Raw genomic sequence first — 24634 nt, forward strand, 5'->3', positions numbered from 1 at the left:
ATAACTTTTGTGCTGAGATTTCAGATACCAAGTGTTTTAGGATTAGCGATGTCTACGACGAGCTTCGCTTACGCTGGGTTGATTGGTGGCATGAGTTCTGTCTCTGCCCAACAAGCCATTCCCAATTGTCAACCACCGAATGCAGGAGAATATCTTTTATTAGTAGTTAGTCCTACGTCAGAAAATCAAAAGCAGTTGCGTAGTGCCCTACCGCCTGAACTCAAGACTATCACCTGCCAATATCTCAACGAAACTGTGACGCGCATCGGGGGCTTTAATCAAATTGATGATGCCAATCGCTGGGCAAGGTATGTCAGTAATATTGTTGGTTTGTCTGCCATCATTACTACTCGGCCGACAGCACCAGATGTTGTACAAGCACAGCCACTTCAGCAGCAGAGAGTCACCTATAATCCTCAAGCGTTAGGAGAGGGTTATGCGGTGTTGGTAGATTATTACAATCGACCAGAAATAGCAACTAGCGTACAGCAAGTGGTGGGAGGTAACGTGGGTTTTGCTTCTTATGGGCAACGCCCATACTTGCTGGCAGTTTATACTACTAACCAAAGTGAAGCATACAACACATTACAAAAGCTAAACGATCGCGGTTTTGTTGCCAGTATCGTAAATAGCCGTAAGGTGATTTTGTTACGCTCAACCGTGGGATTGTAAGAACAAAGAATTCAGGAGCCAGGATTGGTGAATTCGTACTGAAGTCTGTACGAGTGGCGGTGAAGTTATCAGGTTGAAGCTCCTCACTAAATCTTCTCTACCAGATGCTCTTGCTAGCTTGCTTCGACTTAAAAGTACAATTTAATGGCAACAATAAAGTAGCGGGTCTAAATTACCCACTAAAAAATTGCTGAATTCTGTATTCTCAATACTGCATTCTTCTTTAATAAGCAGACCTAGCTAACCAATAAACGGTTATACCCAAAGCTGAGCCAGCTATTACCTGAACTGGTGTATGTCCAAGTAATTCCTTAAGGCGGTCTTGGCTAAAGTCTGGTTTTTCATGAAATAATTCATCAATCATTTGATTGAGAATGCGAGCTTGCTTGCCAGCCGCTTGGCGAACTCCGGCTGCATCGTACATAACGATGATGGCAAAAACCATTGCCACCGCAAAATCGGGAGACGCCCAACCAAGAGTTTGCCCTACACCAGCAGCTAGAGCCGTAACTAAAGCTGAGTGGGCACTGGGCATACCTCCGGTTGTGACTAAAACACGCACATTCAGCTTGCGATTTTTGACAATCTCGATTATGAGTTTTAATGCTTGAGCGATAAAACAAGCTACCAGAGCAACCAGCAGCACCCTGTTATCTAAAATGTTGCCTATATCCTGCATGGTATTGTGATTAGGTTAGTGATAAGAGCAGCAGTTGTTGGTTGAGGAAACATTTAGATTCAACCCAAAATCTTAAATTAACCTAGTACATCGGGTGGAAATAACCCGACGGTTAAAAATAGACAAAAAGTTGCCTCTTGCTTTTTGCCTTTTTGTACTAGTTATTGCGACTGATGATAAAATGAGCGATCGCTTGGAGTGGCTTGGCTCTTTCCCCAAATGTTTCTAATTCCGCGCAAGCTGCTTTAATTAGCTCTTGGGCTTTTGAGCGGGATTGCTCGATTCCCCAAAGGCTGGGATAAGTAACTTTCTTAGCTTTTTCGTCTTTGCCGGCTGTTTTGCCTAGTTGCTCTTGGGTAGCAGTGATATCCAGAATATCATCTACGATCTGAAATGCTAGCCCAATATTTTGAGCATAACGGCTGAGTCGTTGCACATCTTCAGATGAGGCCCCGGCTACGATCCCGCCACAAACTACACAAGCTTCCAAAAGGGCAGCTGTTTTGTGTTCGTGAATGAAATTCAGCGTTTCTAGAGAAATATCTGATTTACCTTCACATTCTAAATCCACAACTTGACCGCCGACTAAACCAGCTGCCCCCAGAGCGCGACCAAGACGGACAACTACTTGCAAAACTCGGTCTCTGGGAACACTTGCAGGAGTATGAAGGGCAACATATTCAAAAGCCAGAGCCAACAAACCATCTCCAGCTAAAATTGCCACATCTTCGCCATAAACCTTATGATTCGTTAGCTTTCCGCGGCGGTAATCGTCATTATCCATTGACGGAAGGTCATCATGAATCAAAGACATTGTGTGGATCATTTCTACCGCACAAGCTGTTGGCATAGCCATTTCGATGGTGCCACCCATCATTTCACAGCTAGCAAGGCAGAGAACTGGGCGTACACGCTTACCTCCAGCTAATAATGAGTAGCGCATCGACTCATAAATTGTTTCTGGATAAACGACGGGAATAGCCCGATCTAAAGCGGTATCACAAAGCTTTTGACGTTCTTTGAGATAGGCTGCTAGGTTAAAGTTAGCTTCCTCTGGTGGTGTCTTTTGAAACTTATCAGTTGCTACCATTCTTCAATTCCTGACATTTTGTGATTTTCGTCTTATACGTCACAATTTTAAGTTGCTGTGGGACTCAAAAAATGGGGAGTTGGGAGTTAAGAGTTAAGAATTAGGAGTTGGGAGTTGAGAATATAACTCATAACTTTTAACTCATCACTCTTAACTCATAACTCTTAACTCATAACTCTCACTTTTTTACTGCCCTAGAATAGCTAGCAAATGTATTTTGCAACAACAAGGCGACGGTCATTGGCCCAACACCTCCAGGAACTGGGGTGATAAATCCTGCTACAGCAGCAGTTGATTCCAAATCGACATCGCCAACTAGACGACTTTTGCCACTGGTATCAGTGACCCTATTCATTCCCACATCTACCACAACAGCGCCCGGTTTTACCATATCAGCAGAGATTAGTCCGGGACGACCTGCTGCTGCAATCAGAATATCAGCATTTTGAGCGATCGCTTTGAGATCGTGCGATCGCGAATGAGCAATGGTGACCGTAGCATCAGCTTCTAACAGCATTAACGCCATTGGCTTACCCACTAAAATACTACGTCCTACTACTACCGCCTGCTTTCCTTGCAAAGGAATTTCATATTCTTCTAAAAGCCGCATCACGCCAGCAGGGGTACAGCTACGTAAACCTGTTTCTCCCCGTACTAGTCGCCCCAAATTAACTGGGTGCAGCCCATCAGCATCTTTATCGGGATCGATTTGATGTAACAAGCTAACAGCATCCAAATGGTTAGGTAAGGGTAGCTGTACGAGAATGCCATCCACCCGTTCATCGTGATTGAGTGCAGTAATAACTTCTTCTAATTCCCCTTGGGTAGTTTGGGCGGGAAAATGCTTGCCAAAAGAGGCTATACCAACTTTAGCGCAGGCTTTTTCCTTATTGCGTACATAGGCAGCTGAAGCTGGGTTATCGCCAACCATCAGCACTGCTAAGCCAGGAGGCCTTCCAACTTCTGGCTGTAATTCGGTAATGGCAACAGAAAGTTCTTGCTGAATTTTTGCAGCTAAAGCTTTACCGTCAAGGAGTTTGGCAGTTTGTGTTTTCATAAGAATTTCTGGCTATGTTCGTCTTTTGTCGCAAGTTTGATTGAAAAGGGCATTGGGCATGGGGCACTTGTACTGAGCGTAGCCGTTGGCGCAGCCTCTCGTAGAGAAGTATTGGGCATGGGGCATGGGGAATGATTTATAACTATGATTTCCTATAAATCTAAGATTTGTGAACGAGTCTTTGATATTCGTGGGCGAGTCTTTGATACTCGTGAACGAGTCTTTGATACTCGTGAACGAGTCTTTGATACTCGTGGGCGAGTGTTTGATACTCGTGAGCGAGTGTTTAATACTCGTGAGCGAGTGTTTAATACTCGTGAACGAGTCTTTGATACTCGTGGGCGAGTCTTTGATACTCGTGGGCGAGTCTTTGATACTCGTGGGCGAGTCTTTGATACTCGTGGGCGAGTCTTTGATACTCGTGGGCGAGTGTTTAATACTCGTTAACGAGTTTTTGAACTCCACTCCTTTGCCCCCATGCCCGATGCCCCATGCCCAATACTTCTCTACGAGAGGCTGCGCCAACGGCTACGCTCAGTACAAGTGCCCCATACCCAATTCAGAACAAAGTACCATAGATGGGAACTGACCCGATGGAAGTGGCGACAAAACAAGCAGTGAAGCAAAAATTGGCTCAATCGGTGGCTTTCATGCAACAAACGAGAAATTTGTCCCTTGCCTTTTTGTATGGACACAGTATTGTTCTCTACCGTGTAGGGTTAGCTTTTTTCCTGGTAGCAGGACTTTCTAGTTGTGGTAATTTAGCTTCCTCTGGCTTGAATGGGGCTGGGTTAAAATTTGGCGCTAATGTTACTCCAATTCGAGAAATTAAAGCAGAACAAAAGAATCAGGCTACAGTTTACATCCAAGGTAAGGTAGAAAAGCAAGCTCCGCTGATGAAGCAGTGGGCTTATCAAATAGATGATACAACCGGCAAAATTTGGGTTGTCACTAACCAAAAAAGTTTGCCAGAGGGTTCGGAAGTAGTGTTTAAGGGTAAAGTTCGCTACCGAAGCATTCCTTTAGCTGGTAAAGAAGTGGGAGAAATTTATTTAGAAGAAGAGTAATCGAGCAATTAAAAATTAAAAATGAACATATGAGCAATGAAATAGTACATGTAGCGATCGCTATTCTCTACCAAAACAACAAATTTCTCATGCAACTAAGGGATAACATCCCCAGTATTCGTTATCCTGGCTACTGGGCGCTATTCGGCGGTCATATCGAACCTGGTGAAACGCCGGATGTGGCAGTCAAACGAGAAATTTTAGAAGAAATCGGTTATACTCTGCCGCCTTTTGTTGAATTTGGCTGTTATCTCGATGAAACAGTTGTCCGTCATGTTTTCCATGCACCACTCTTAGTGGAGATGAATGAATTGGTTTTGAATGAAGGCTGGGATATGGGATTATTGACTCCAGAAGATATTCGCCAAGGTAAGTGTTATTCAAAAAATGCCAACGAAGTGCGACCATTAGGGGAAATGCATCAGCGAATTATGTTGGATTTTATCGAGAAGAATCGATAAATTGGGGCATAGGGCATGGGGCATAGGGCATGGGGCAGAGGATGGGGGGATAAGGGGATGGGGAGATGGGGTGAAACAAGAATTACTTTCTCCCTCATCTCCCCACCTCCCCACCTCCCCACCTCCCCATCTCCCCATCTCCCCACCTCCCCCAGTCAACAGTCAACAGCAGCCAAAATAAAGTTAAAACTCTTGTGGAGTAATCATCACTAATGCAATCAGCAAACAAACTGCCACGATGGTTAAGTATAGGATTGGCATTCCCTATTATTATTCTCAACGGCTGGCTGTTGCTCCAGGTTGTGCAGTATTTTCAACCTCTGGTAAGCGTTATTGCCGCAGCCATGCTACTAGCTTTCGTTTTGGACTATCCAATTCAGTTTCTTCAGCAGCAAGGGGTGAAACGGAACTTGGCGATCGTGGGAGTGTTACTTTTGACTGTGGTGATTATAGTGGGTTTAGGCATCACTTTGGTGCCGTTAATAATACAACAACTCAATGAATTAGCTAATATTTTGCCGAGTTGGATTGATTCTGGTACTGAGCAGTTACAAGCTTTCCAAGATTGGGCATTAAGTCAACAGCACCTACCTATTAATTTAAGTGCTTTAGTTAGCGAAATTTTAGAAAGATTATCTAATCAACTCCAGTCTTTCACGGGAAGAATTCTCGGTTTTGCTGTTGATACTATTGGTACTGTGGTCAACGTACTGCTAGCGGTGGTGCTGACTATCTACCTGATATTGAACGGGCAACGTCTTTGGGATGGAATTTATCAATGGTTCCCTCCTAATATTGGCTCAAAAGTTCGACAGTTACTGCGAGAAGATTTTCACAATTACTTTATCGGTCAGGCTACATTGGGTGCTGTGCTGGGAGCGACAGTTACACTGGCATTTTGGATTTTGCAGGTTCCCTTGGCGCTACTTTTTGGTATTGGTATTGGCTTGTTTTCTTTGTTCCCTTTTGGTACAGGAATAGGTATCGCTATAGTCAGCCTTTTGGTAGCCTTGCAAAACTTTTGGTTAGGAGTGGAAGTTTTAGGTGTAGCTGTTGCGATCGATCAAGTTAATTCTAATTTTATTGCACCCCGAATTCTCGGCAATTTAACTGGCTTAAATCCTGTCTGGGTAGTAATTTCTTTACTATTGGGAGCTAAATTAGGAGGCGTGCTGGGTTTGTTAATTGCAATTCCGGTTGCCAGTTTCATCAAAGATGTTGCAGATAGTTGGCGTGCTGGCGAGTTTAATAAAATAGATGATGATGATATTGATTTAAAGCCTACAAAAACCGCAAATGAAACGGCAGGGACTTATAGTTAGCATTTAATTAATGATATTTGAGTCGTGAAATTAGTTGTGGAGATAGGCAATAGTAAATATTAAGTAGGGTGCGTTACGGCTATAGCCGTAACGCACCGCAAGATAACTACATTAAAATATGCGCCTAACACAGCCTCAAATCATTTTATTTTTAAATTCAAAATAAACTCTTATATTAACTAAATACAAAAACTAAGTTCAACTGGAATTTTAATAATAAACTCAGTTCCTTTGCCAGAAGCAGAAACACATTGTAGTTGACCGCGATGTTTTTCTACAATGATTTGATGGCTAATAGATAACCCTAATCCAGTTCCTTTACCAACGGGTTTAGTAGTAAAAAATGGGTCAAACAATCGCTTTTGTAAACTTTCTGGAATTCCAGAACCATTATCGGCAATGCGAATAATTACTTCCCTATCTTCAATGAGTTCAGTACGAATGCGAATTTCAGGTATGGGGCACTTGTACTGAGCGTAGCCGTTGGCGCAGCCTCTCGTAGAGAAGTATTGGGGATTGGTTATTTCTCCCCGTTCGCCACTCTCTATTACCTCTTCTATGGCATCAATAGCATTAGCCAAAATATTCATAAATACCTGATTGAGTAGACCAGGATAACACTCGATTAAGGGAAGATTTGCGTATTCTTTAATCAGGTTGATGTTTTTACCAATGTGATGATTGTTAAGACGACTTTGTAAAATTAACAAAGTACTTTCAATACCTTCATGGATGTCAACTAATTTTTTTTCAGATTCATCAAGGCGGGAAAAATTTCGCAAGGAAAGAATAATTTCCTCGATTCGCTTTGTACCCACCTTCATAGAGTTGAGAAGATTAGGGAGATCTCTAGTTAAAAAATCAAGTTCAATTTGAGCGATCGCAGTTTTAATATCTGCTTCTGGTTCGGGATAACATTGTTGGTACAATCTAATTAAACTCAGCAAATCCTGGCTATACTCAATTGCATGGACAAGATTACCAGCAATAAAGTTAACAGGGTTGTTAATTTCGTGGGCAATTCCAGCCACGAGTTGTCCCAAGGCAGCCATTTTTTCATTCTGAATTAATCTGGTATAATTTTCTTGTAAATCGCGAAAGCCTGCTTTAGCAATTCTCGATTGTTCTTCTACCTGCTGTAATTGAACTAGTGTTAAAACGTGAATTTGAGAGTAGGCTAAAAGTAATTGATGGAAATCAACCAATTTATATTTTCCAGAAGCACTTTTAACTAAAATTGGCTCATAGGTAATTTGATGTGGTCGTTGCAAAGTTACTTCAGTGGCTTTGACAATGGACATATCCTCAGAAAGTATTAATATCTCTCTGTGAAAAAACTTGTAGAGAATTCTAATCGGTCTAAGAGAAAATAATGACAAACTATAGGGATGACTCATCTGCTCAAAGAATTTTCGCCGTGAAATCATCCCCACATATTGTTGATGGTTATTAAGAATAATTCCTGGCAGTAAAGGCTCTTGCTTAAAAAGCGTAACTAAATCATTGCCTGGACGCTCTACTTCGATTTGAACCTGCCAAAAGGGTAATTCTTGTAAAGTTGACTCTAATCGCAAGTTCGGCTGATTAGCATTTTTCATGCCACTTGTAGCCATCATACTCTCAATACTAGACTGTTGAGGTAATATTTCTGGTAACATGCTGAACAACCATCTCGCTAATTTTTAACTTCATCAATTGTTACAAATTTATTTTTCCCAAATTGCTAACTAAAATTCACAGGTTATACCAATTCGTAATGGGCTACGCCCCGCTTCGCTAACGTAATACTTGCCTTCAACGAGAAGCAAGCTGCCTAAAAATTTTGTTCCTGAAGAGTAAAAAGATAAATGAAGTATAAGACATTCATACTTCATTTATCTTTTGTTTAATTTTAGGTTAATAAATCATTAAGGTATCGTACTTTTAACGCAGTAGATAGTTTCGTGTCGGCTATTGATAGTTGATTGTCTTAAAAAGATATGTTAAACACTTATCGTGTAATGCTCCTTAGGCTTGATATTATTTAATATGCTAAACCGTCGCCAGTTTTTGCTACATTCGGCTGTTACAGCAGGTGGAATTATCGCCACAAATGTTGTATCAAAATCCCCAGTTTTTGGACAAGCACCTGCAATTATTACCTCTGACAAAATGCGTCCTGATATACCTTATGGTGTAGCTAGCGGAGATATATCCAACGATGGCATTGTAATTTGGAGTAAGAGCGATCGCCCTGCTAAAATAATCGTAGAATATTCTACCAGCGAATCTTTTAGAAATGTACAGCGAGTTGTGGGGTCGGATGCTTTAAAAGATCGTGACTTTACAGCACGACTTTTTTTGAAGAATTTACCACCAGACCAACAAATATTTTATCGGGTAACTTTTCAAGATTTAAATTCTAAAAATACCTATAGCGCACCTGTTAAAGGTAGTTTCAGAACTCCCTCCAAATATGGGCGAGATATATTCTTTGTTTGGGGTGGTGACACCGCCGGTCAAGGATGGGGAATTAATCCTGATTTCGGTGGGATGAAAATTTACGAAACCATGCGCCAGCTTAAACCTGACTTTTTCATCCATTCTGGAGATAATATCTATGCTGATGGGCCAATTCAAGCAGAAGTTATCTTAGACGACGGTACAACTTGGAAAAATATTACTACACCAGAAAAATCCAAAGTTGCAGAAACATTAAAAGAATTTCGTGGCAATTATATCTACAATTTGCTTGATAATAATATTAAACGTTTCAACGCCGAAGTTCCCATTTTGGCACAGTGGGACGACCACGAAGTCACAAATAACTGGTATCCTGGCGAAGTTCTTTTAAGCGATAATCGCTATACAGTTAAAGATGTTAACTTGCTAGCTCAAAGGGCAAGGCAAGCGTTTTTAGAATATATGCCTATTGGGTATGAAACAAACAATCCAGATAAAGCGAGAATTTATCGCTCCTTTAAGTATGGCCCATTATTAGACATTTTCATGCTCGATGAACGCACTTACCGCGGGCCAAATACTCCTAATAATCAATCGATACCAAATAAAGAAACGCAGTTTTTAAGCAGGCCTCAAATACAGTCCTTAAAAAGAAAATTACTATCATCAAAAGCCACATGGAAAGTAATTGCTAGTGATATGCCTCTGGGATTAATAGTTAGAGATGGTAGCACAGATTTTGAAGCTTGGGCTAACGGAAACGGCCCAGCTTTAGGAAGAGAATTAGAACTTGCTGATTTACTACGATTTATCAAAAACAAAAATATCCAGAATGTTGTTTGGTTAACTGCTGATGTACATTATGCAGCAGCCCATTATTACAACCCTGCAAAAGCGCAGTTCGCTGACTTTAAGCCTTTTTGGGAATTCGTCGCCGGGCCTTTGAACTCTGGTACATTTGGGCCTAACGAATTGGAAAATACTTTTGGCCCAGAATTGAAATTTCAAAGCATTCCTCCAGGTACAAAAGCAAATCGTCCGCCAAGTGAAGGCTTGCAATTTTTTGGAGGAGTTAAAATTAATGCAAATACAAAAGTGATGACAGTTTCATTGCGTAACTTAACAGGAGAAACTGTTTACAAAGTAGATTTGCCACCGGAAAAATAAATATTCAGCAATCAGAATAATAAATTCGGTTGTGATGTTTAGATCCCCGACTTATTAAAGAAGTCGGGGATCTGACTTTTTACAAATGATTAACTAATACTATAAATCAGTCCTAAATCAGGAAGTGCAATCTTAGATACACTCAACGACCAACCGTCAACATTCATTAATATTAAGTAAGGGTGATAAAAGAGAAATCAGCACTGGAAAACTTAGCTTGGTTAGACAAGCTTGTAAGATTAGTCAGATTAGCCACAACGCTGATTGCTCCGCCGTCGTCTAAGTCAGTAGAATAGACTACTCTTGAAATGCCAAGTGTAGAGTTGTAATAAACAAATAATCCTTCATCAGATGTAATCTTATTGTTATTAGCAATTGCTTTAGCAGCAGCAGCAGCATTTGGAAATGCATCGAGCAATACTAATACATTCGCATTACCCGATAGTTTAGAGCTAACACCTTCTTGATATTTAACCTTAGCGCCAAAATCAAGCCCCAACTGTCCAGTTTCAAAGACGAAATTATCAAAACCGATTTGGTAGTCAGTAATTTTATCTGGCTGATTCAACACTCTAATCCCGTTGGGACTTTGCACTGGGTAACCGTTAGCAAACAGGGGATCGTAGTAGCCAAAAGTATCTCTACCAGAACCACCAGTGAGTACATCAACACCTGTACCACCATCTAAGAAATCGCTGCCCCAACTGCCTTTTAAAACATCATTGCCGCTACTACCATAAAGGTTATCGTTTCCCAGATTGCCTTGAAGAGTATCATTTCCTCCAAATCCATAGAGAAAATCATTTCCTCCCTTGCCATCAATCAAGTCATTTTTGGCTGTACCAAACACGATATTGTTGCCGTCATTTCCAATTATATTTGCCATAATTAGTTATCCTTGAAAAATGTAAATTCATGTTGTGCGAACTGCATTTATCGTAGAAATTTCACAAAGGATAAACATCTGAAAAACGTCTCTAATCGCAGCACAACTAATTAGATAAATTATTTTTGACTTTGGTTTCTCGCTAAGTAAATCTCTCTATATCTTTCGTCGTGGTTCAAAAGCATCTGCTACAACGAAAGTTATAAACATCTGAATTGCTGTGGTGTTAAAGATACAGTTAAGAGTATTAATGAAAGAAAGCTTTGCATCCAGCTAGTTCTATGAGTCTGTTACTTCCCATCCGTCCTAATCCTTTTCGCTTTCTGCTTTACACTGAATGGGTAATGCTCACGTGTTGCGGTTCGCTCGCTGTCATTGAAGGTGTAGAAAATCGAAGTATCCCAGTTCAACATGTGCTGATTTTGGTTTTGCTTGGTTTGATGGGTTTGAGATTACCAAGCGGTCATTTATGGCTGAAAGTGGTGTATACTGCGATCGCCATTATTTTGATTTTTAGTGGCACAGTATTGGGATATCTTCATATCTTGCCCACCTTGTATTTAATTGTGCTGATTCGCAGCTGCTTTTTATTTGGAGCGCGTGGGCGCTTAATTGTGGCAGGTTTGTGCTTTATTCTTTTTTTGGTGCATCAAGCACAATATCTTCAAACCGTTGTTCAGGTGGTACCGATGGGACAACAACAGCGATTTTGGATGCATCAATTAGCTGAGATGCTGATGTTTGCATTGGGATTATTCTTGGTTTTGCAATTGGTAAATATATTGTTGGTCGAGCAAAAGACGCGAAAACAACTCACTGTTGCCCACGAGCAACTGCAACAGTATGCTTTGCAAATAGAAGACCTCGCAGCGGTGCAGGAACGTAACCGCATCGCCCGCGAAATTCACGATTCCTTAGGTCATGCGCTGACAGCTCTCAACGTGCAAATCCAAACGGCAATTAGACTTTGGTCTGTTAATCCTGTCTCAGCCGAGTCATTTTTGACCCAAGCTCAACGACTAGGAGAAATGGCCATGAAGGAGGTACGCCAGTCTGTGAGGGCGTTGCGCGAAGATTTACCAGACCGACCTTTAGAAGATGCGATCGCATCTTTGGTGGAAGATTTTCGTCAAGGCACTGGTTTGTCTCCCAGTACTAAAATCAATCTGGGAGTAATTGTACCATTGCCTGTGGTCAGAACCGTATATCGAATTGTTCAGGAAGCCTTGACTAATATTTGCAAATATGCACAAGCCACAGAAGTCAAAATTGAGATTGTTAGTAGCAACGACACGATAAATCTGCGAATTGAGGATAACGGGAAGGGATTCGATCTCAACGATAAAATTACTGGATTTGGCATCCAGGGAATGCGAGAACGAGTGGCGGCTTTAGAAGGTTACTTCCACCTGGAAACCCAGCCTGGTTGTGGTTGTAGAATAACAGTTGAATTGCCATTGCAATAGTTTAGGACACAAAACCATCGTCAAACCCCAACTAAAATAGACTTTCTTTGCCTTTTGCCCATTGCCTATTGCCTATTCCCTGCTATATCTAAAAATAATCCGAAATTCTACTCGTCGCATTGGTAGATTAAATAATGTTTACCTAAGTAAAGTCGCACTTCACATGATTCGCTTGTTACTGGTGGACGATCAAAGTTTAATCTGCCAAGGTCTGAAAGCCATGCTAACGCTGGAACCAGATTTGCAAGTGGTAGGAACTGCTGATAACGGTGAAACAGCCATTGAGCAGGTAGCTGCTTTACAACCAGATGTAGTTTTGATGGATGTACGGATGCCTGTGATGGATGGTAGAGAAGCCACACGGATTATCTGTCAGCAGTATCCACAGACCAAAATCTTAGTCTTGAGTACATTTGATGATGATAGGTATGTAGCTCAGTCTATTCGTGCGGGAGCAAGGGGGTATTTGCTCAAAGATATGCCTTCCCAAGAGTTAGCGCAGGCGATTCGGTTTGTGCATTCGGGATATACTCAACTAGGGCCAGGGCTAATGGAAAAGCTGATGGCTAATGTTCCACCAGAGCCTGTTAAATCCAAGCCAGAAAAGAAAGAATTAACTGAGTTAACCCCCCGCGAACGAGATGTGTTGCGCTTGATTGGCCAAGGCTTGACTAATCGTGAAATTGCTCAAGAACTTTACATTGCCGAAGGAACGGTGAAAACTCATGTTACTCATCTCTTAAGCCGCCTCAATTTACGTAATAGATCGCAGATGGCGATTTATGCTAACTCTATTTGTACATCTTAAATTTTTTGGATAATTTATTGATAATTAAAAGCTTTTATTAACGTGAGTTCGACGGCTCTAAAAACCCCTCTCCAAACCTCTCCCCCGCAGGGAGAGAGGCTTTTAAAGCCTAATTTTTTCGTTGTCAACTAAGAATATTTCTGCCCCTCTCCGCCTCGGAGAGGGGTTGGGGAGAGGTTCATCGAACTCACGTTTTATTAGTGGCGTAGGTAAAGCCCACCGCAGGCATCGTACAAAAGGTAAATATTGAGCGATCGCCACTCATAAGAGCTAATACCACTTTGTTTCTATGACTTGACACTATTATTACAAATTAAGGAGAACTAGTTTTAGAAACTTCTGGGCTGCGAATTATAATATGTCCTTTATCACTTTCTTGAATAGCTAATATCGATGGTATCTCGTTAGGTTTGGCATTTGGAGGCAATGCTTGAAACAAATAAATCCAGCCCCCACGTTCTAAGAGTAAACGCCAGACTCTCGGCTGCTTGGGATTGCTAATATCATTATCTTCTCTGCCTCGCAAGTCCTCGAATAGACCTCTGTCGCCAATTATGCGGTATCCTTTCAAGTCAGGGTCAGCAAATATATTATCTAGTTTGCGCCCGACGGCAAATTTCTCTTCAGGTGTAACTAAAGCTATAACTGGCAAAGTCGAGTTTTCACCAGCGTCTCGCCTAGCATCTGCTATGCCTTGCCAACGAGCTAACCAAAATATCGCAATTAATACCCAGGATACTATTACTATCTCATTGATTAGCGATCGCAAAAACTCCACCGATCGCAGTTGTCCAATACCAAATTCCGCCAAAGACTTTAGCTGTTGAGCTATCCACGAGCGTTTGTGTTGGGTTGCCCAGATGATGCGATTCAGTAATAATTGGTTTGCCGAGACGACTGTATCAGTAACGATTTTTATTAACCATAATGTAACCTGAATTGCGATCGCAGTTACAAAAAAAGCGATCGTACTTTTAAATATTGCCCAACCATTTCCCAGAAATATTTGCAACGGAACTATGATAAAAGACTGCGCGGGTAAGTCAAGGGTATTAATTTCTAGCTGAAAAAAGTAGAAATACGACCAACGGTAAATCCACCCTGCAAAGAAAAGCGCCGCACCCAGTAAGCCAAGTACACTTGTAAATTTACCTAGAATATTAGTTTCTTGGTTCGGGTTAGGCGCTTGAGTCATGGTTAATTTGTAATTAAGTAGGGTGTGTTACCGCGAAGCGTAACGCACCGAAAATTTAGGATGGTGCGTTATATCAATTCTCTATGAAGTGTGCTTTACTAGACCCCCCTTAATCCCCCCTTTCCAAGGGGGAAAACAAGAAAAATCCGGTTCCCTCCCCTTGTAAAGGGGAGGGTTAGGGTGGGGTAAAAAATCTTTGATACATCACAAAAGACTTTTCAAACATCCTCTAACGCACCACCAAAGATTTACGGTGCAGCGCTTGGCGACAACACACCCTACGAAAAGAAATTTGAGGAGCTGCATCTTAGTTCAGTAAAATTATCAAAATTTTGTATGAAATAAAACAAGAAAATCTGTAATTAACGCAAAAATTATGTGTTTGTCAATGAAACAGATGTGTTTGTCAATGAAACAGATGTGTTTATCAATGAAACAGTTGCGTTTGTCAATGAAACAGATGTGTTTATCAATGAAACAGTTGCGTTTGTCAATGAAACAGATGTGTTTATCAATGAAACAGTTGTGTTTATCAATGAAACAGTTGCGTTTTACTCTAAATTAGAGAATTTAGAAAAACAGCCCCCAGCAAGAACTGTAAAAGCGTAACGCACCGAAAATTTCTGATGGTGCGTTAGCCTACCGCATAACACACCCTACAAAATCTTCTGTGATTTTACGGAAATTATACATCCGCTTTGGAAGTTTAATGAGAAAGTTAAATTATAGTCAAATATCTGTTAAAGCCATGAAAGCTTTTTTTCAGGGATGGTTTGTGGCAATTTTAGTAATGGCAGCAGCACTAGCAGGAAATATCAAAGCTGGAATTAGCAAGGATGTCAGCCCCTTTGGGGAAGTCAAAAGTCAAAAGTTTACACTGAGCGAAGTCGAAGTGTCAAAAGTCAAAACTGAAAACTTCTTGTTGGCACAGACACAAATCAAAACAGATGAATTAGAACTTCCAGTCGCCTTACCAGATTTAGCACAGATTGTTCTCAAGGGAGGTAACTCCAGCAGTGGTCGAGTAGTAGGAATTGATGCCAACACAGAAGCATTATCAATTGAGCGTAGTGGTAAAACTGGTACAATTCCCCTGAGCCAAATTCAAAAAGTCATCTTCAAGACTGGGGCGTTGGTTTATAGACGCGATGGTAGTCAATTTATTCGGGGTGAGCGAAACCGTCCCACAGGTAAGGCTGTAACTTGGAGTGGTATACCTCTAAATGCTTTTACTGTCAAAAATCCTGCTCAAGGTCAAGCGGTGGTAAAGCTCAAACCACCTATAGTTTCTACAGCCAAGTTGCAGGGTATTCAGTCAGTGGCTAGAGACCGGCAATATGTGGTAGATGAAATCCAGTTCAATCAGCAACAACGCACGATCGCAATTCTGGCAAAACCTTATTGAATGCAATTGAGTTGTAGGGCGATGTATGTCTAATACCCCCCCTAACCCCCCCTTTCCAAGGGGGGGAATAATCTCTTAAAGCCCTCCTTTACAAGGGGCTTAAATTTTGGTAGATGCTGATGGAAATGTATCTGGGGAATAATCTCTTAAAGCCCTGCTTTACAAGGGGGGTTGGGGGGATAATGTCAGAACTTAATGTGCTATACGACACTTTTCAAACATTCTCTTACGACAGATGTGGTTTTGCCCCTATTCATATTTTGTCACTTGTGTCAGTGCGTAAGTCTTAACTATATGAAAAAAATTCTGACCAATCTTTTGGCTGTGGGTATTTATCTCACGCCTGTAACAGTAATGCTAATTGCTCAACCCACTTGGGGACAAACTCAAAACTCGCAAGCGCAAGCAGCCGAAAAACTGCTAGAACAGGCAATACAAAAGGCACAGCAACAGGAATATAAACAAGCAATACCCATATTCCAGCAAGTTTTGGTCATGGCACAAGAACTTAAAGACCAAAAAAATGAAGCACTAGTACTGGTATGGCTTGGGTTTTGCAACAATGCATTAGGAGAAAACCAGCAAGCACTGTCATTCTTCAACCAAGCTCTGCCCCTATATCGTGCAGTGGGCGATCGCTCTGGGGAAGCGACTACACTCAATAACATCGGTCTAGTCTACTCAGATTTAGGACAAAAGCAAAAAGCACTCGAATTTTACAACTCTTCTTTGCCCCTAAGACGTGCAGTGGGCGATCGCTCTGGGGAAGCGACTACACTCAATAACATCGGTGCAGTCTACGACGATTTAGGACAAAAGCAAAAAGCACTGGAATTTTACAACTCTTCTTTGCCCCTCAGACGTGCAGTGGGCGATCGCACTGGTGAAGCGACTACACTCAATAACATCGGTGGAGTCTACTCAGATTTAGGACAAAAGCAAAAAGCACTGGAATTTTACAACTCTTCTTTGCCCCTCAGACGTGCAGTGGGCGATCGCACTGGTGAAGCTCGTACACTCAATAACATCGGTGCAGTCTACGACGATTTAGGACAAAAGCAAAAAGCACTGGAATTTTACAACTCTTCTTTGCCCCTCAGACGTGCAGTGGGCGATAAGGCAGGCGAAGCTATCACTTTGGCTAATAGAGGTATATTATTTCAAAATACAAATCGACCCACTGAAGCCATTACAGATTTAGAAAAATCTCTCCAAATCTCTTTAGAAATGCGTCGGGGTTTACAGCTGCAAAATCGCCAAAAGTTTTTACAACAAAATGATTGGAGTGCAACTGCATTAGTTAATGTCCTAATTGAACAAAAAAAAGATGCTCAAGCCTTTGAATGGGTTAATTTATTCACCACATCTGAGCTAGCTGACTATAATCGTTTAATTAATGCCAAAGTTGCAAATTCCGAAGCACAGCAAGCCATTAATAAGTGGAATCAACAAAATCTACAACTGGAATCACTCAGACAACAACTACAAACCGATGATTCGGAAGCTTTAGCCCAAAAAATTCGCCAATTAGAAACGCAAGTTTATCAGCAAGCAGCAGAAATATCAAGCAATTTTCCTGAAGTTGCAGAACTATTTGAAACTACACCCGCAGATATTAATCAACTTAAATCTTCAATCCCCGCAGGTACGGTAGTAATTCAACCTGTTTTATTGACAGATGTGATAGATATGCCTGATTTTCTTGCTATTTTTGTCTTAACTAAAGATAAACTAAATATTATTAAAACCTCGATTAATCCTAGTGAATTTGATAAATTACTTACTCAATATCTACAACAAGTGCAAGATGACAGTGATGCTGACTACGTTGAAACTAGTGGCAAACTCTACGATATCCTGATTCGCCCTGTAGAAGATGCCATCAACTTGTCAGATAAACAAGTGAGTATTATCGCCACTGGGAAACTGCGCCATCTACCTTTTGAAACCCTCAAAGACAGCAAAACTCAACAATATTTAATTGAGAAATACCCCATCAATTATCTCAGCCGCATCTCCACTCGTTCTTTAGAATCTGTCGAGAAGCAAGGTATTTCCACCCAAGTAAAAAAAGTAGTTTTAGCATTTGGAAATCCCGTACCCCGCAAACCGCAACAGTTACCGGGAGCAGAAACGGAAGTCAAAAGAATTGAGCAATTACTACCAGGAAGTAAAGCCTATATTCACGAAAAAGCCACCCTCGCAACCTTCAAATCTCAAGCCTTGCGCTTTCCTTTTCTGCACTTAGCTACTCATGGCTGTTTTCAAGACACAGATTGTAAAACATTAAATTTAGAAAATAACACATTGCTGTTTGCAGACACACAATTTAAAATTGCTGATGCTGCTCTATTAGGATTACAAGGCACGCAATTACTGACTTTAAGTGCCTGTCAAACTGCCTTAGATATTAATGCTAAAGGTCAAGGAATTGCAGGTATCGCTTATATATTTGAGCGTGCTGGTGCTAAAGCTGTGATGGCAAGTTTGTGGGCGGTTGATGATGCCGCAACTCAGGAATTGATGGTTGATTTTTATCAGAATCTCAACCAGGGTAAGACTAAAGGTGAAGCTTTGAGAGAAGCTAAGTTGAAGTTAATTAAAGACCATCGACATCCTTTTTATTGGTCGCCATTTATTTTAATTGGTGATGCACGTTAAAGTAATTCGTAATTCGCCGAGTGACACCTTAAATTGTTGATGGTGCGTTAGCCTACGGCATAACAGACCCTACTGGCTCGTGCCACTAAAAAGGGTGAGTACCACAAAATCAAACACGCCTCCAAGCTTTTAGAATTGCTAGACGCGGACAGAGTATGTCAAGCTTCGCCATATTGCGATCGCCTCTCTACCACACTAACTGCAAAAATGGGTATATCAACCAACGACCCCAGCCAAGAGTAAAAAAACCTCGATCGATCGCAATTCCATAGTTTTATTATCGCTCTACCCCATTCTTAGGGGAAGATAAAACAGCATTGCTTGTGGTTCGCAAAATTGTCTACGCCAAGGGTCACTGTTACAATACAATGTGAATCTTGTATAAATAGCGATCGCTATAATACTGTAAGTTAAAATCATCATCATTAACAACACTTTTTGTTTGCGCTTTGGAGAAAGTCTGAGTCCGCAAATAATACCTGCTACTGCTCCACAGATTACTCCTAAAGGTACTAAAAATATACCCATTTGAATTATTGTTAGCGCCCCAAGCCCCCCGCCACCTGATAAACCTGGTGTAGACAACATAGGCAACATGGCAATCAGCATTGTGCCGAAAAACGCTCCAATAATAGCAGGTAAAATTGTACGCTGGTTGTGATGAAAGATTGTCCTTGCTAATAATCCAATGACACCTCCAATTACAACTGCGATCGCGGCGCTAAAAATTGAGCTAAAGATTAACCTCGACACAACAGTATTAAAAATCAAGTAAACATTAAAATCAAACATTGTGGAAAATTTATATATGGGTAAGCTTAATGTAGCTGCGATTCGCCTTTTCAGTACACTAACAACAATCATGGGTGCATCAGCAAGCTAATATAACAAAGGGTAAAAAAACCTTGAGCGATCGCCCTTTGCCTCTAACATCACGTTATCATCGGATATTGTGGCATTTCCGTCGGTAACTCGATAGCATCTATGACCGCCTCTCACTCTGAAACTCCATCTACCAAGCCCGATGCAAGTACTTTTATTTCTGACCATCGACAGGTAGACCGCAGTAAGCTAAGTCAAATGTACCTGCATTATGTCGAGACGAAGGACAAATATCCTCACGCGATGTTGCTGTATCGAGTGGGAGATTTCTTTGAATGCTATTTCCAAGATGCTGTCAAACTAGCACAAGAATTAGAATTAGTCCTCACTAGCAAGCAGGCTGGAGAACAGGGACGGGTAGCGATGTCTGGCGTTCCACATCACGCTTGGGAACGCTACGCAACGATGTTAGTGGAAAAAGGCTATGCAGTGGTAATTTGCGATCAAGTGGAAGATGCAGCCGAAGCTACTGGGAGACTGGTAAGGCGGGAGGTAACCCGCGTCCTCACTCCAGGCACTTTGCTCGAAGAAGGAATGCTCAAATCAAGTCGCAATAATTACTTGGCAGCGGTGGTAATTGCCGCAAATCATTGGGGTTTAGCCTATGCAGACATCTCCACAGGAGAATTCCTCACTACTCAAGGTAGCGATTTAGAACATCTGACACAAGAATTAATGCGCTTGCAACCTTCCGAGGTGCTGGTGCCTACAAATGCCCCTGATTTGGGTAGCTTGCTGCGTCCGGGAGAAACTTCGCCACATCTGCCGGAGTGTTTGCCGCCAGCATTTTGTTATAGTTTGCGATCGCAAGTTCCTTTTTCCCAAGGCGAAGCTAGACCGAGATTATTGCAGAAATTTAAAGTGCGATCGCTCGAAGGACTCGGTTGCGACCATCTTCCCCTCGCCGTTCGTGCGGCTGGCGGTCTTCTAGAATATCTGGAAGATACCCAAAAAGAAAACCCAGTCTCCCTACAAAGACTGCGTACTTATACTGTTACTGACTATTTAATTGTAGATAATCAAACTCGTCGTAACCTAGAAATTACTCAAACTGTCCGCGATGGCACATATCACGGTTCCCTACTGTGGGCATTAGATCGAACGAGTACAGCAATGGGTGGGCGTGCCTTACGGCGGTGGTTATTGCAACCATTAATCGATATCAAAGGCATTCGGGCGCGACAAGATACCATCGAAGAATTGATGGAAAATACACCCCTACGTCAGGATTTGCGACAGTTGTTGCGGCAAATTTATGACTTGGAACGGCTAACGGGAAGGGCGGGTTCTGGTACCGCTAACGCTAGAGATTTAGCAGCTTTGGCAGATTCTCTTTCACGCTTACCGGAACTAGGGCACTTAGTTAATGATGCGCGATCGCCATTTTTGAAAGCTTTACAAAAAGTACCGTCTATTTTAGAAGAATTAGCACAAAAATTACATACCCATCTTGTAGAGTCGCCACCAATACATATCAAAGAAGGCGGATTGATTCGTCCTGGCGTGAATTCCCTCTTGGATGACAGGAAAGCAACTGTAGAAGCAGACCAGCAATGGATTGCTAATTTGGAAGTTGACGAAAGAGCGAAGACGGGAATTCCCACATTAAAGGTAGGATTTAACAAAACCTTTGGTTACTATATCAGTATTTCCCGCGCCAAAGCCGACCAAGTACCCGCTAATTATATCCGCAAGCAAACCCTAACCAACGAAGAACGCTACATCACCCCAGACTTGAAAGAACGGGAAGCGCGAATTCTCACGGCGCGGGATGATTTAAATCAATTGGAATATGAGATTTTTACGGCGTTGCGGGAAGAAGTTGCAGAACAAGCGGAAGTAATTCGCAATCTTTCCCGCGCAGTAGCCGCCGCAGATGTGTTGTGTGGTTTAGCAGAATTGGCGGTGCAGCAAGGTTACTGTCGTCCAGAAATGTTGTCAGGAAGGGAAATCAACATTGTTGATGGTCGCCATCCAGTGGTCGAACAATCTTTACCTGCGGGGTTCTTTGTCCCGAATTCGACGCAATTGGGTCAAGAGCCATTAGTCATCAGTCATTTGTCATTAGCAGAAGACCAAGAACAAACAACAAATGACCAAGGACAAATGACAAATAACAATCCCGATTTAATTATTCTCACCGGGCCAAACGCCAGCGGCAAAAGTTGTTATTTGCGTCAGGTGGGATTGATTCAGTTAATGGCGCAAATTGGGAGTTTTGTACCAGCGAGATTTGCTAAGTTGGGAATATGCGATCGCATTTTCACCCGCGTCGGTGCAGTAGATGACTTAGCAACGGGTCAATCTACATTTATGGTGGAAATGAATGAAACTGCAAATATTCTCAATCATGCCACATCTCGGTCATTAGTTTTATTAGATGAAATTGGCCGGGGAACGGCAACTTTTGATGGTCTTTCTATTGCTTGGGCGGTGGCAGAATATATTGCAGAGGAAATTCGGGCGCGAACGATTTTTGCCACTCACTACCATGAGTTAAATGAACTAGCGAGCATTTTGCCGAATGTTGCTAACTATCAAGTGACAGTCAAAGAATTACCCGACCAAATTATCTTTTTACACCAAGTCCAACCAGGAGGCGCTGATAAATCCTACGGAATTGAAGCGGGAAGATTGGCGGGTTTACCAGCGGTAGTTATTCAACGAGCAAAACAAGTAATGGGGCAAATTGAAAAACATAGTAAAATTGCCATCGGGTTGCAAAATTTGGATGTTGATTAACTAGTAGTTCATCGCATTAGTTATGAGGATTATAGATCCTCGACTTCTTTAAGAAGTCGGGGATCTGAACCCCCACAACCCAGCAAGAAAAGATGAGACTATTTTTTCTATCTAAGGGTTATTAAACAAAATCAGCAATAGTGATATATCTAAGCTATTCCTTTAAGGCTTAGGTCAGACTAAACAATATGCGATCGCCCATTCATTGGGAGCTATTAGTGTTAATATTTACAGCAACAGCTTGTAGCGCTCAGCCTTCTTCTCAACAAGTGGCAAATGAGTTAAAAACTGTAACATCATGGACTGCAACCGCTCACATGGTCGGTAACTTCTGGCTAGAGGGAAAAGTTCCCCATGCCTACGCCAAACAGACATTGCAAACTGCTCAAAAAAAGCTCCAAGAAGAAATTGATACTTTAGCTGAAGTAACTCCTGCCGAAAACAAAAAAACGGTAATCGATCGAGTAAAAATGCTCAGAGAAACTGTTGGGCAAATGGCAAAAACTGTAGACCAAAAAGACCGTAACGCTTTAACTAAAAGTATTGAGCAATTATCCAATCAAGAACAGGCAATTCATAACCTAGAAAAAGCAGTAGGTGGACAATCATGAAACCAGGAAAACTGCTGGAAGTTGCGTTGGGAATTCTCACTAGTATAGGAGGTTTTTTAGATGTCGGAGCGATCGCCACTGCGGCGGAAGCTGGAGCATCCTTTAGCTTTCAACTAATTTGGGCGATCCTTTTGGGTACAATTTGTGTGATTTTCTTAGTGGAAATGTCTGGTCGTCTAGCGGCTGTCAGCAAACATACGCTAGTGGATGCTGTACGCGAACGTTTGGGATTTCGGTTTTTAGTTATTCCCTTACTTGCAGAAATTTTCGTCGATTTTTTAGTATTAGCAGCAGAAATTGGTGGTGTTTGTATTGCTCTCCAATTACTTACAGGTATCAGTTTTCAATGGTGGGCGTTACCTGTAGGGTTTGTAATTTGGCTTTTACTTTGGAAAGGCAACTTTGACATTATTGAAAATGGTGTTTCGATTTTAGGATTAATTACCCTTGCCTTTGTTTTTGCCACTATTAAATTACATCCTTCACTAACTGCAATTGGCTCTGGATTATTACCAACTCTACCTAAACAAGACACCTCGCATTATTTATTTATCGCCGTCAGTATTTTGGGCGCTATCATTAGTCCCTATTTGTTTTACTTTTACTCTTCAGGTGCCGTAGAAAATCGGTGGGACAAAAGCGATATAGGCATTAATCGTGTTGTTTCAGTTTTGGGAATGGGATTTGGTAGCGTAGTATCTCTGGGTGTGCTGATAGTTGCGGCGTTGGTGTTGCACCCCCAAGGAATTCAAGTTGATAGTTACGAACAAGCCGCGCTGACTTTAACACAACCATTCGGTTACTGGGGTTTTGTGTTGTTTGCAGCATCGTTAGGTATAACTTGCTTGGGTGCAGCGTTGGAAATTACCCTGGATACAGGTTATATCGTTGCTCAAGCATTTGGTTGGAACTGGGGCGAAAACTTACACCCAAAACAAGCTGCTCGTTTTAGTACTGTTTATACTGTCTTTGTATTTCTTGCGACGCTGCTAATGGTAATTGGTATCGACCCATTGCAGTTGACTCTCTTTTCTATGGCTTTAACAGCCGTGATTTTACCCTTGGTTGTACTACCATTCTTGATATTGCTTAACGATGAATCTTATGTAGGTTCTCACCGTAATGGCTGGCTGAGTAACAGCGTTGTAATTTTGATAATTATCCTGACATTTATTTTGGCAATTACGGCAATTCCATTAGAGTTTTTGGGAGGATGAAATGGATTTGTTTAGAGATGTTTTGGATAATCAATTAGTTGACCGTAACCAGCAAAAGATAGGTAGAGTTGATGGTATTGTTGCCGAATTACGAGAGAATCAACCGCCACGTTTAGTTTATATCGATGTGGGTTTTCCTGTGTTGGCGCGAAGGCTGCATCATGGTTGGGAGCGTTGGGTTACAGCTATTCAAAGCCGCTGGGGAGCTAAACGCAGTGAAACTTTTCGCATACCTTGGTCTAAGGTGGTGGATGTTGGTATCGATGTAGATGTAGATTTGGATGGCGAACAGACACCTGCGATCGCCTACGAAAAGTGGCTGGAGGATAATTTTATTGGTAAAATCCCAGGAGCAGAGTAATGGCAACCCGTGAAATTCATTTAGAACTGCTCTTAGGTAAACAAGTATTAGACTCAGACGGTAAACCAATAGGGCGAATTGAGGAAATCAGAGTCGAAAAACAAGGCGATGAATGGGTGATTCAAGAATATTTAGCCGGCCCCATCGCAGCTTTAGAACGTTTATCTGCGTGGAGATTAGGTTTGAGTATTTTAGATTTTCTAGGCGCACGTAAGATTCACGGCGGTTATCGCATTCCTTGGGACAAGCTTGACTTGGCAGACATCAAACATCCGCGTTTGCGTTGTACTCTCTCGGAGTTAAAAGAGATTCACAACCAGCTAGAGGCACAAAAGTAGACTTATATAGCAGGCAAGAGGCAATAAGCAACAGGCTTGAAAATCTTTTTGTGTTTGGGTTTTATGCTAGGTTGATGTCCTAATCTACCTGGCAGCTGCTATACA

24 protein-coding genes are annotated in these 24634 nt (G+C 41.7%); 17 read left to right on the forward strand and 7 right to left on the reverse strand.

Annotated features, from left to right (window positions below; genetic code table 11):
* Positions 1-48: 48 nt before the first annotated feature.
* Entirely contained in the window at positions 49-672 is a 624-nt protein-coding gene (locus tag NSTC745_RS16995) for a hypothetical protein (protein WP_445638183.1), read from the forward strand.
* Positions 673-895: 223 nt separating this feature from the next.
* Here the strand turns inward: NSTC745_RS16995 and NSTC745_RS17000 are convergent, their stop codons facing one another.
* The 3 genes from NSTC745_RS17000 to folD all read right to left on the reverse strand — a co-directional run bounded on the left by NSTC745_RS17000 (position 896) and on the right by folD (position 3498).
* Positions 896-1351, reverse strand: coding sequence for a divergent PAP2 family protein (locus NSTC745_RS17000; protein WP_096538633.1), 456 nt, complete (start codon positions 1349-1351; stop codon positions 896-898).
* Positions 1352-1508: 157 nt separating this feature from the next.
* On the reverse strand, positions 1509-2441 hold the full coding sequence (crtE, locus tag NSTC745_RS17005) for a geranylgeranyl diphosphate synthase CrtE (RefSeq protein WP_445638184.1): 933 nt from the start codon (positions 2439-2441) through the stop codon (positions 1509-1511).
* 178 nt (positions 2442-2619) lie between these two features.
* A complete protein-coding gene (gene folD / locus NSTC745_RS17010; RefSeq protein WP_445638185.1) occupies positions 2620-3498 on the reverse strand; it encodes a bifunctional methylenetetrahydrofolate dehydrogenase/methenyltetrahydrofolate cyclohydrolase FolD in 879 nt (292 codons plus the stop codon).
* Between the two features lie 144 nt (positions 3499-3642).
* Here folD and NSTC745_RS17015 point away from each other — a divergent pair, with 144 nt between their 5' ends.
* The 4 genes from NSTC745_RS17015 to NSTC745_RS17030 all read left to right on the forward strand — a co-directional run bounded on the left by NSTC745_RS17015 (position 3643) and on the right by NSTC745_RS17030 (position 6348).
* Positions 3643-3945, forward strand: coding sequence for a hypothetical protein (locus tag NSTC745_RS17015; RefSeq protein ID WP_445638186.1), 303 nt, complete (start codon positions 3643-3645; stop codon positions 3943-3945).
* A 131-nt stretch (positions 3946-4076) separates the two neighbouring features.
* Positions 4077-4565, forward strand: coding sequence for a hypothetical protein (locus NSTC745_RS17020; protein WP_445638187.1), 489 nt, complete (start codon positions 4077-4079; stop codon positions 4563-4565).
* 29 nt (positions 4566-4594) lie between these two features.
* Complete coding sequence (locus NSTC745_RS17025) at positions 4595-5026, forward strand: NUDIX hydrolase (protein ID WP_445638188.1); 432 nt, start codon at positions 4595-4597, stop codon at positions 5024-5026.
* Positions 5027-5238: 212 nt separating this feature from the next.
* Positions 5239-6348, forward strand: coding sequence for an AI-2E family transporter (locus NSTC745_RS17030; protein WP_445638189.1), 1110 nt, complete (start codon positions 5239-5241; stop codon positions 6346-6348).
* 179 nt (positions 6349-6527) lie between these two features.
* Here NSTC745_RS17030 and NSTC745_RS17035 read toward each other — a convergent pair whose 3' ends face one another.
* Positions 6528-7964, reverse strand: a complete 1437-nt coding sequence (locus NSTC745_RS17035) for an ATP-binding protein (RefSeq protein WP_445638628.1) — start codon at positions 7962-7964, stop codon at positions 6528-6530.
* 412 nt (positions 7965-8376) lie between these two features.
* Here NSTC745_RS17035 and NSTC745_RS17040 point away from each other — a divergent pair, with 412 nt between their 5' ends.
* Positions 8377-9957 carry an alkaline phosphatase D family protein gene (locus NSTC745_RS17040; protein ID WP_445638190.1) on the forward strand — a complete coding sequence of 527 codons (1581 nt, stop codon included), beginning with the start codon at positions 8377-8379 and terminating at the stop codon, positions 9955-9957.
* Positions 9958-10129: 172 nt separating this feature from the next.
* Here NSTC745_RS17040 and NSTC745_RS17045 read toward each other — a convergent pair whose 3' ends face one another.
* Positions 10130-10843, reverse strand: a complete 714-nt coding sequence (locus NSTC745_RS17045) for a calcium-binding protein (protein WP_445638191.1) — start codon at positions 10841-10843, stop codon at positions 10130-10132.
* A gap of 281 nt (positions 10844-11124) precedes the next feature.
* Here NSTC745_RS17045 and NSTC745_RS17050 point away from each other — a divergent pair, with 281 nt between their 5' ends.
* Positions 11125-12309 (forward strand): sensor histidine kinase, encoded by a 1185-nt coding sequence (locus NSTC745_RS17050; RefSeq protein ID WP_445638192.1) that lies wholly within the window; start codon positions 11125-11127, stop codon positions 12307-12309.
* Between the two features lie 163 nt (positions 12310-12472).
* A complete protein-coding gene (locus tag NSTC745_RS17055; RefSeq protein ID WP_445638193.1) occupies positions 12473-13117 on the forward strand; it encodes a response regulator in 645 nt (214 codons plus the stop codon).
* 313 nt (positions 13118-13430) lie between these two features.
* Here NSTC745_RS17055 and NSTC745_RS17060 read toward each other — a convergent pair whose 3' ends face one another.
* Positions 13431-14312, reverse strand: a complete 882-nt coding sequence (locus tag NSTC745_RS17060; protein ID WP_445638194.1) for a hypothetical protein — start codon at positions 14310-14312, stop codon at positions 13431-13433.
* Positions 14313-14690: 378 nt separating this feature from the next.
* On the opposite strand from NSTC745_RS17060, the gene NSTC745_RS17065 reads away from it, so the two are divergent.
* The 4 genes from NSTC745_RS17065 to NSTC745_RS17080 all read left to right on the forward strand — a co-directional run bounded on the left by NSTC745_RS17065 (position 14691) and on the right by NSTC745_RS17080 (position 18621).
* Positions 14691-14921 (forward strand): hypothetical protein, encoded by a 231-nt coding sequence (locus tag NSTC745_RS17065; protein ID WP_445638195.1) that lies wholly within the window; start codon positions 14691-14693, stop codon positions 14919-14921.
* Between the two features lie 100 nt (positions 14922-15021).
* Positions 15022-15717 (forward strand): hypothetical protein, encoded by a 696-nt coding sequence (locus NSTC745_RS17070; protein WP_445638196.1) that lies wholly within the window; start codon positions 15022-15024, stop codon positions 15715-15717.
* Positions 15718-16071: 354 nt separating this feature from the next.
* Positions 16072-18378: a CHAT domain-containing protein gene (locus tag NSTC745_RS17075; protein ID WP_445638629.1), complete on the forward strand. Its 2307-nt coding sequence runs from the start codon at positions 16072-16074 to the stop codon at positions 18376-18378.
* A gap of 72 nt (positions 18379-18450) precedes the next feature.
* Positions 18451-18621, forward strand: coding sequence for a hypothetical protein (locus tag NSTC745_RS17080; RefSeq protein ID WP_445638630.1), 171 nt, complete (start codon positions 18451-18453; stop codon positions 18619-18621).
* A gap of 42 nt (positions 18622-18663) precedes the next feature.
* Here the strand turns inward: NSTC745_RS17080 and NSTC745_RS17085 are convergent, their stop codons facing one another.
* A complete protein-coding gene (locus NSTC745_RS17085) occupies positions 18664-19170 on the reverse strand; it encodes a hypothetical protein (RefSeq protein ID WP_445638197.1) in 507 nt (168 codons plus the stop codon).
* Positions 19171-19362: 192 nt separating this feature from the next.
* Here NSTC745_RS17085 and mutS point away from each other — a divergent pair, with 192 nt between their 5' ends.
* The 5 genes from mutS (at position 19363) to NSTC745_RS17110 (ending at position 24529) form a co-directional block, all read left to right on the forward strand.
* On the forward strand, positions 19363-22002 hold the full coding sequence (mutS, locus tag NSTC745_RS17090) for a DNA mismatch repair protein MutS (protein ID WP_445638198.1): 2640 nt from the start codon (positions 19363-19365) through the stop codon (positions 22000-22002).
* A 218-nt stretch (positions 22003-22220) separates the two neighbouring features.
* Positions 22221-22613, forward strand: coding sequence for a hypothetical protein (locus NSTC745_RS17095; protein WP_445638199.1), 393 nt, complete (start codon positions 22221-22223; stop codon positions 22611-22613).
* The gene (locus tag NSTC745_RS17100; protein ID WP_445638200.1) at positions 22610-23830 is read left to right on the forward strand and encodes an NRAMP family divalent metal transporter; all 1221 of its coding nucleotides are present in this window, start codon (positions 22610-22612) and stop codon (positions 23828-23830) included. Before NSTC745_RS17095 ends, NSTC745_RS17100 begins: the two co-directional genes overlap by 4 nt.
* A 1-nt stretch (position 23831) precedes the next feature.
* The gene (locus NSTC745_RS17105) at positions 23832-24191 is read left to right on the forward strand and encodes a hypothetical protein (protein WP_445638201.1); all 360 of its coding nucleotides are present in this window, start codon (positions 23832-23834) and stop codon (positions 24189-24191) included.
* Positions 24191-24529, forward strand: coding sequence for a hypothetical protein (locus NSTC745_RS17110; protein ID WP_445638202.1), 339 nt, complete (start codon positions 24191-24193; stop codon positions 24527-24529). Before NSTC745_RS17105 ends, NSTC745_RS17110 begins: the two co-directional genes overlap by 1 nt.
* Positions 24530-24634 lie beyond the last annotated feature (105 nt).

This window comes from Nostoc sp. DSM 114161 (genome assembly GCF_052692665.1).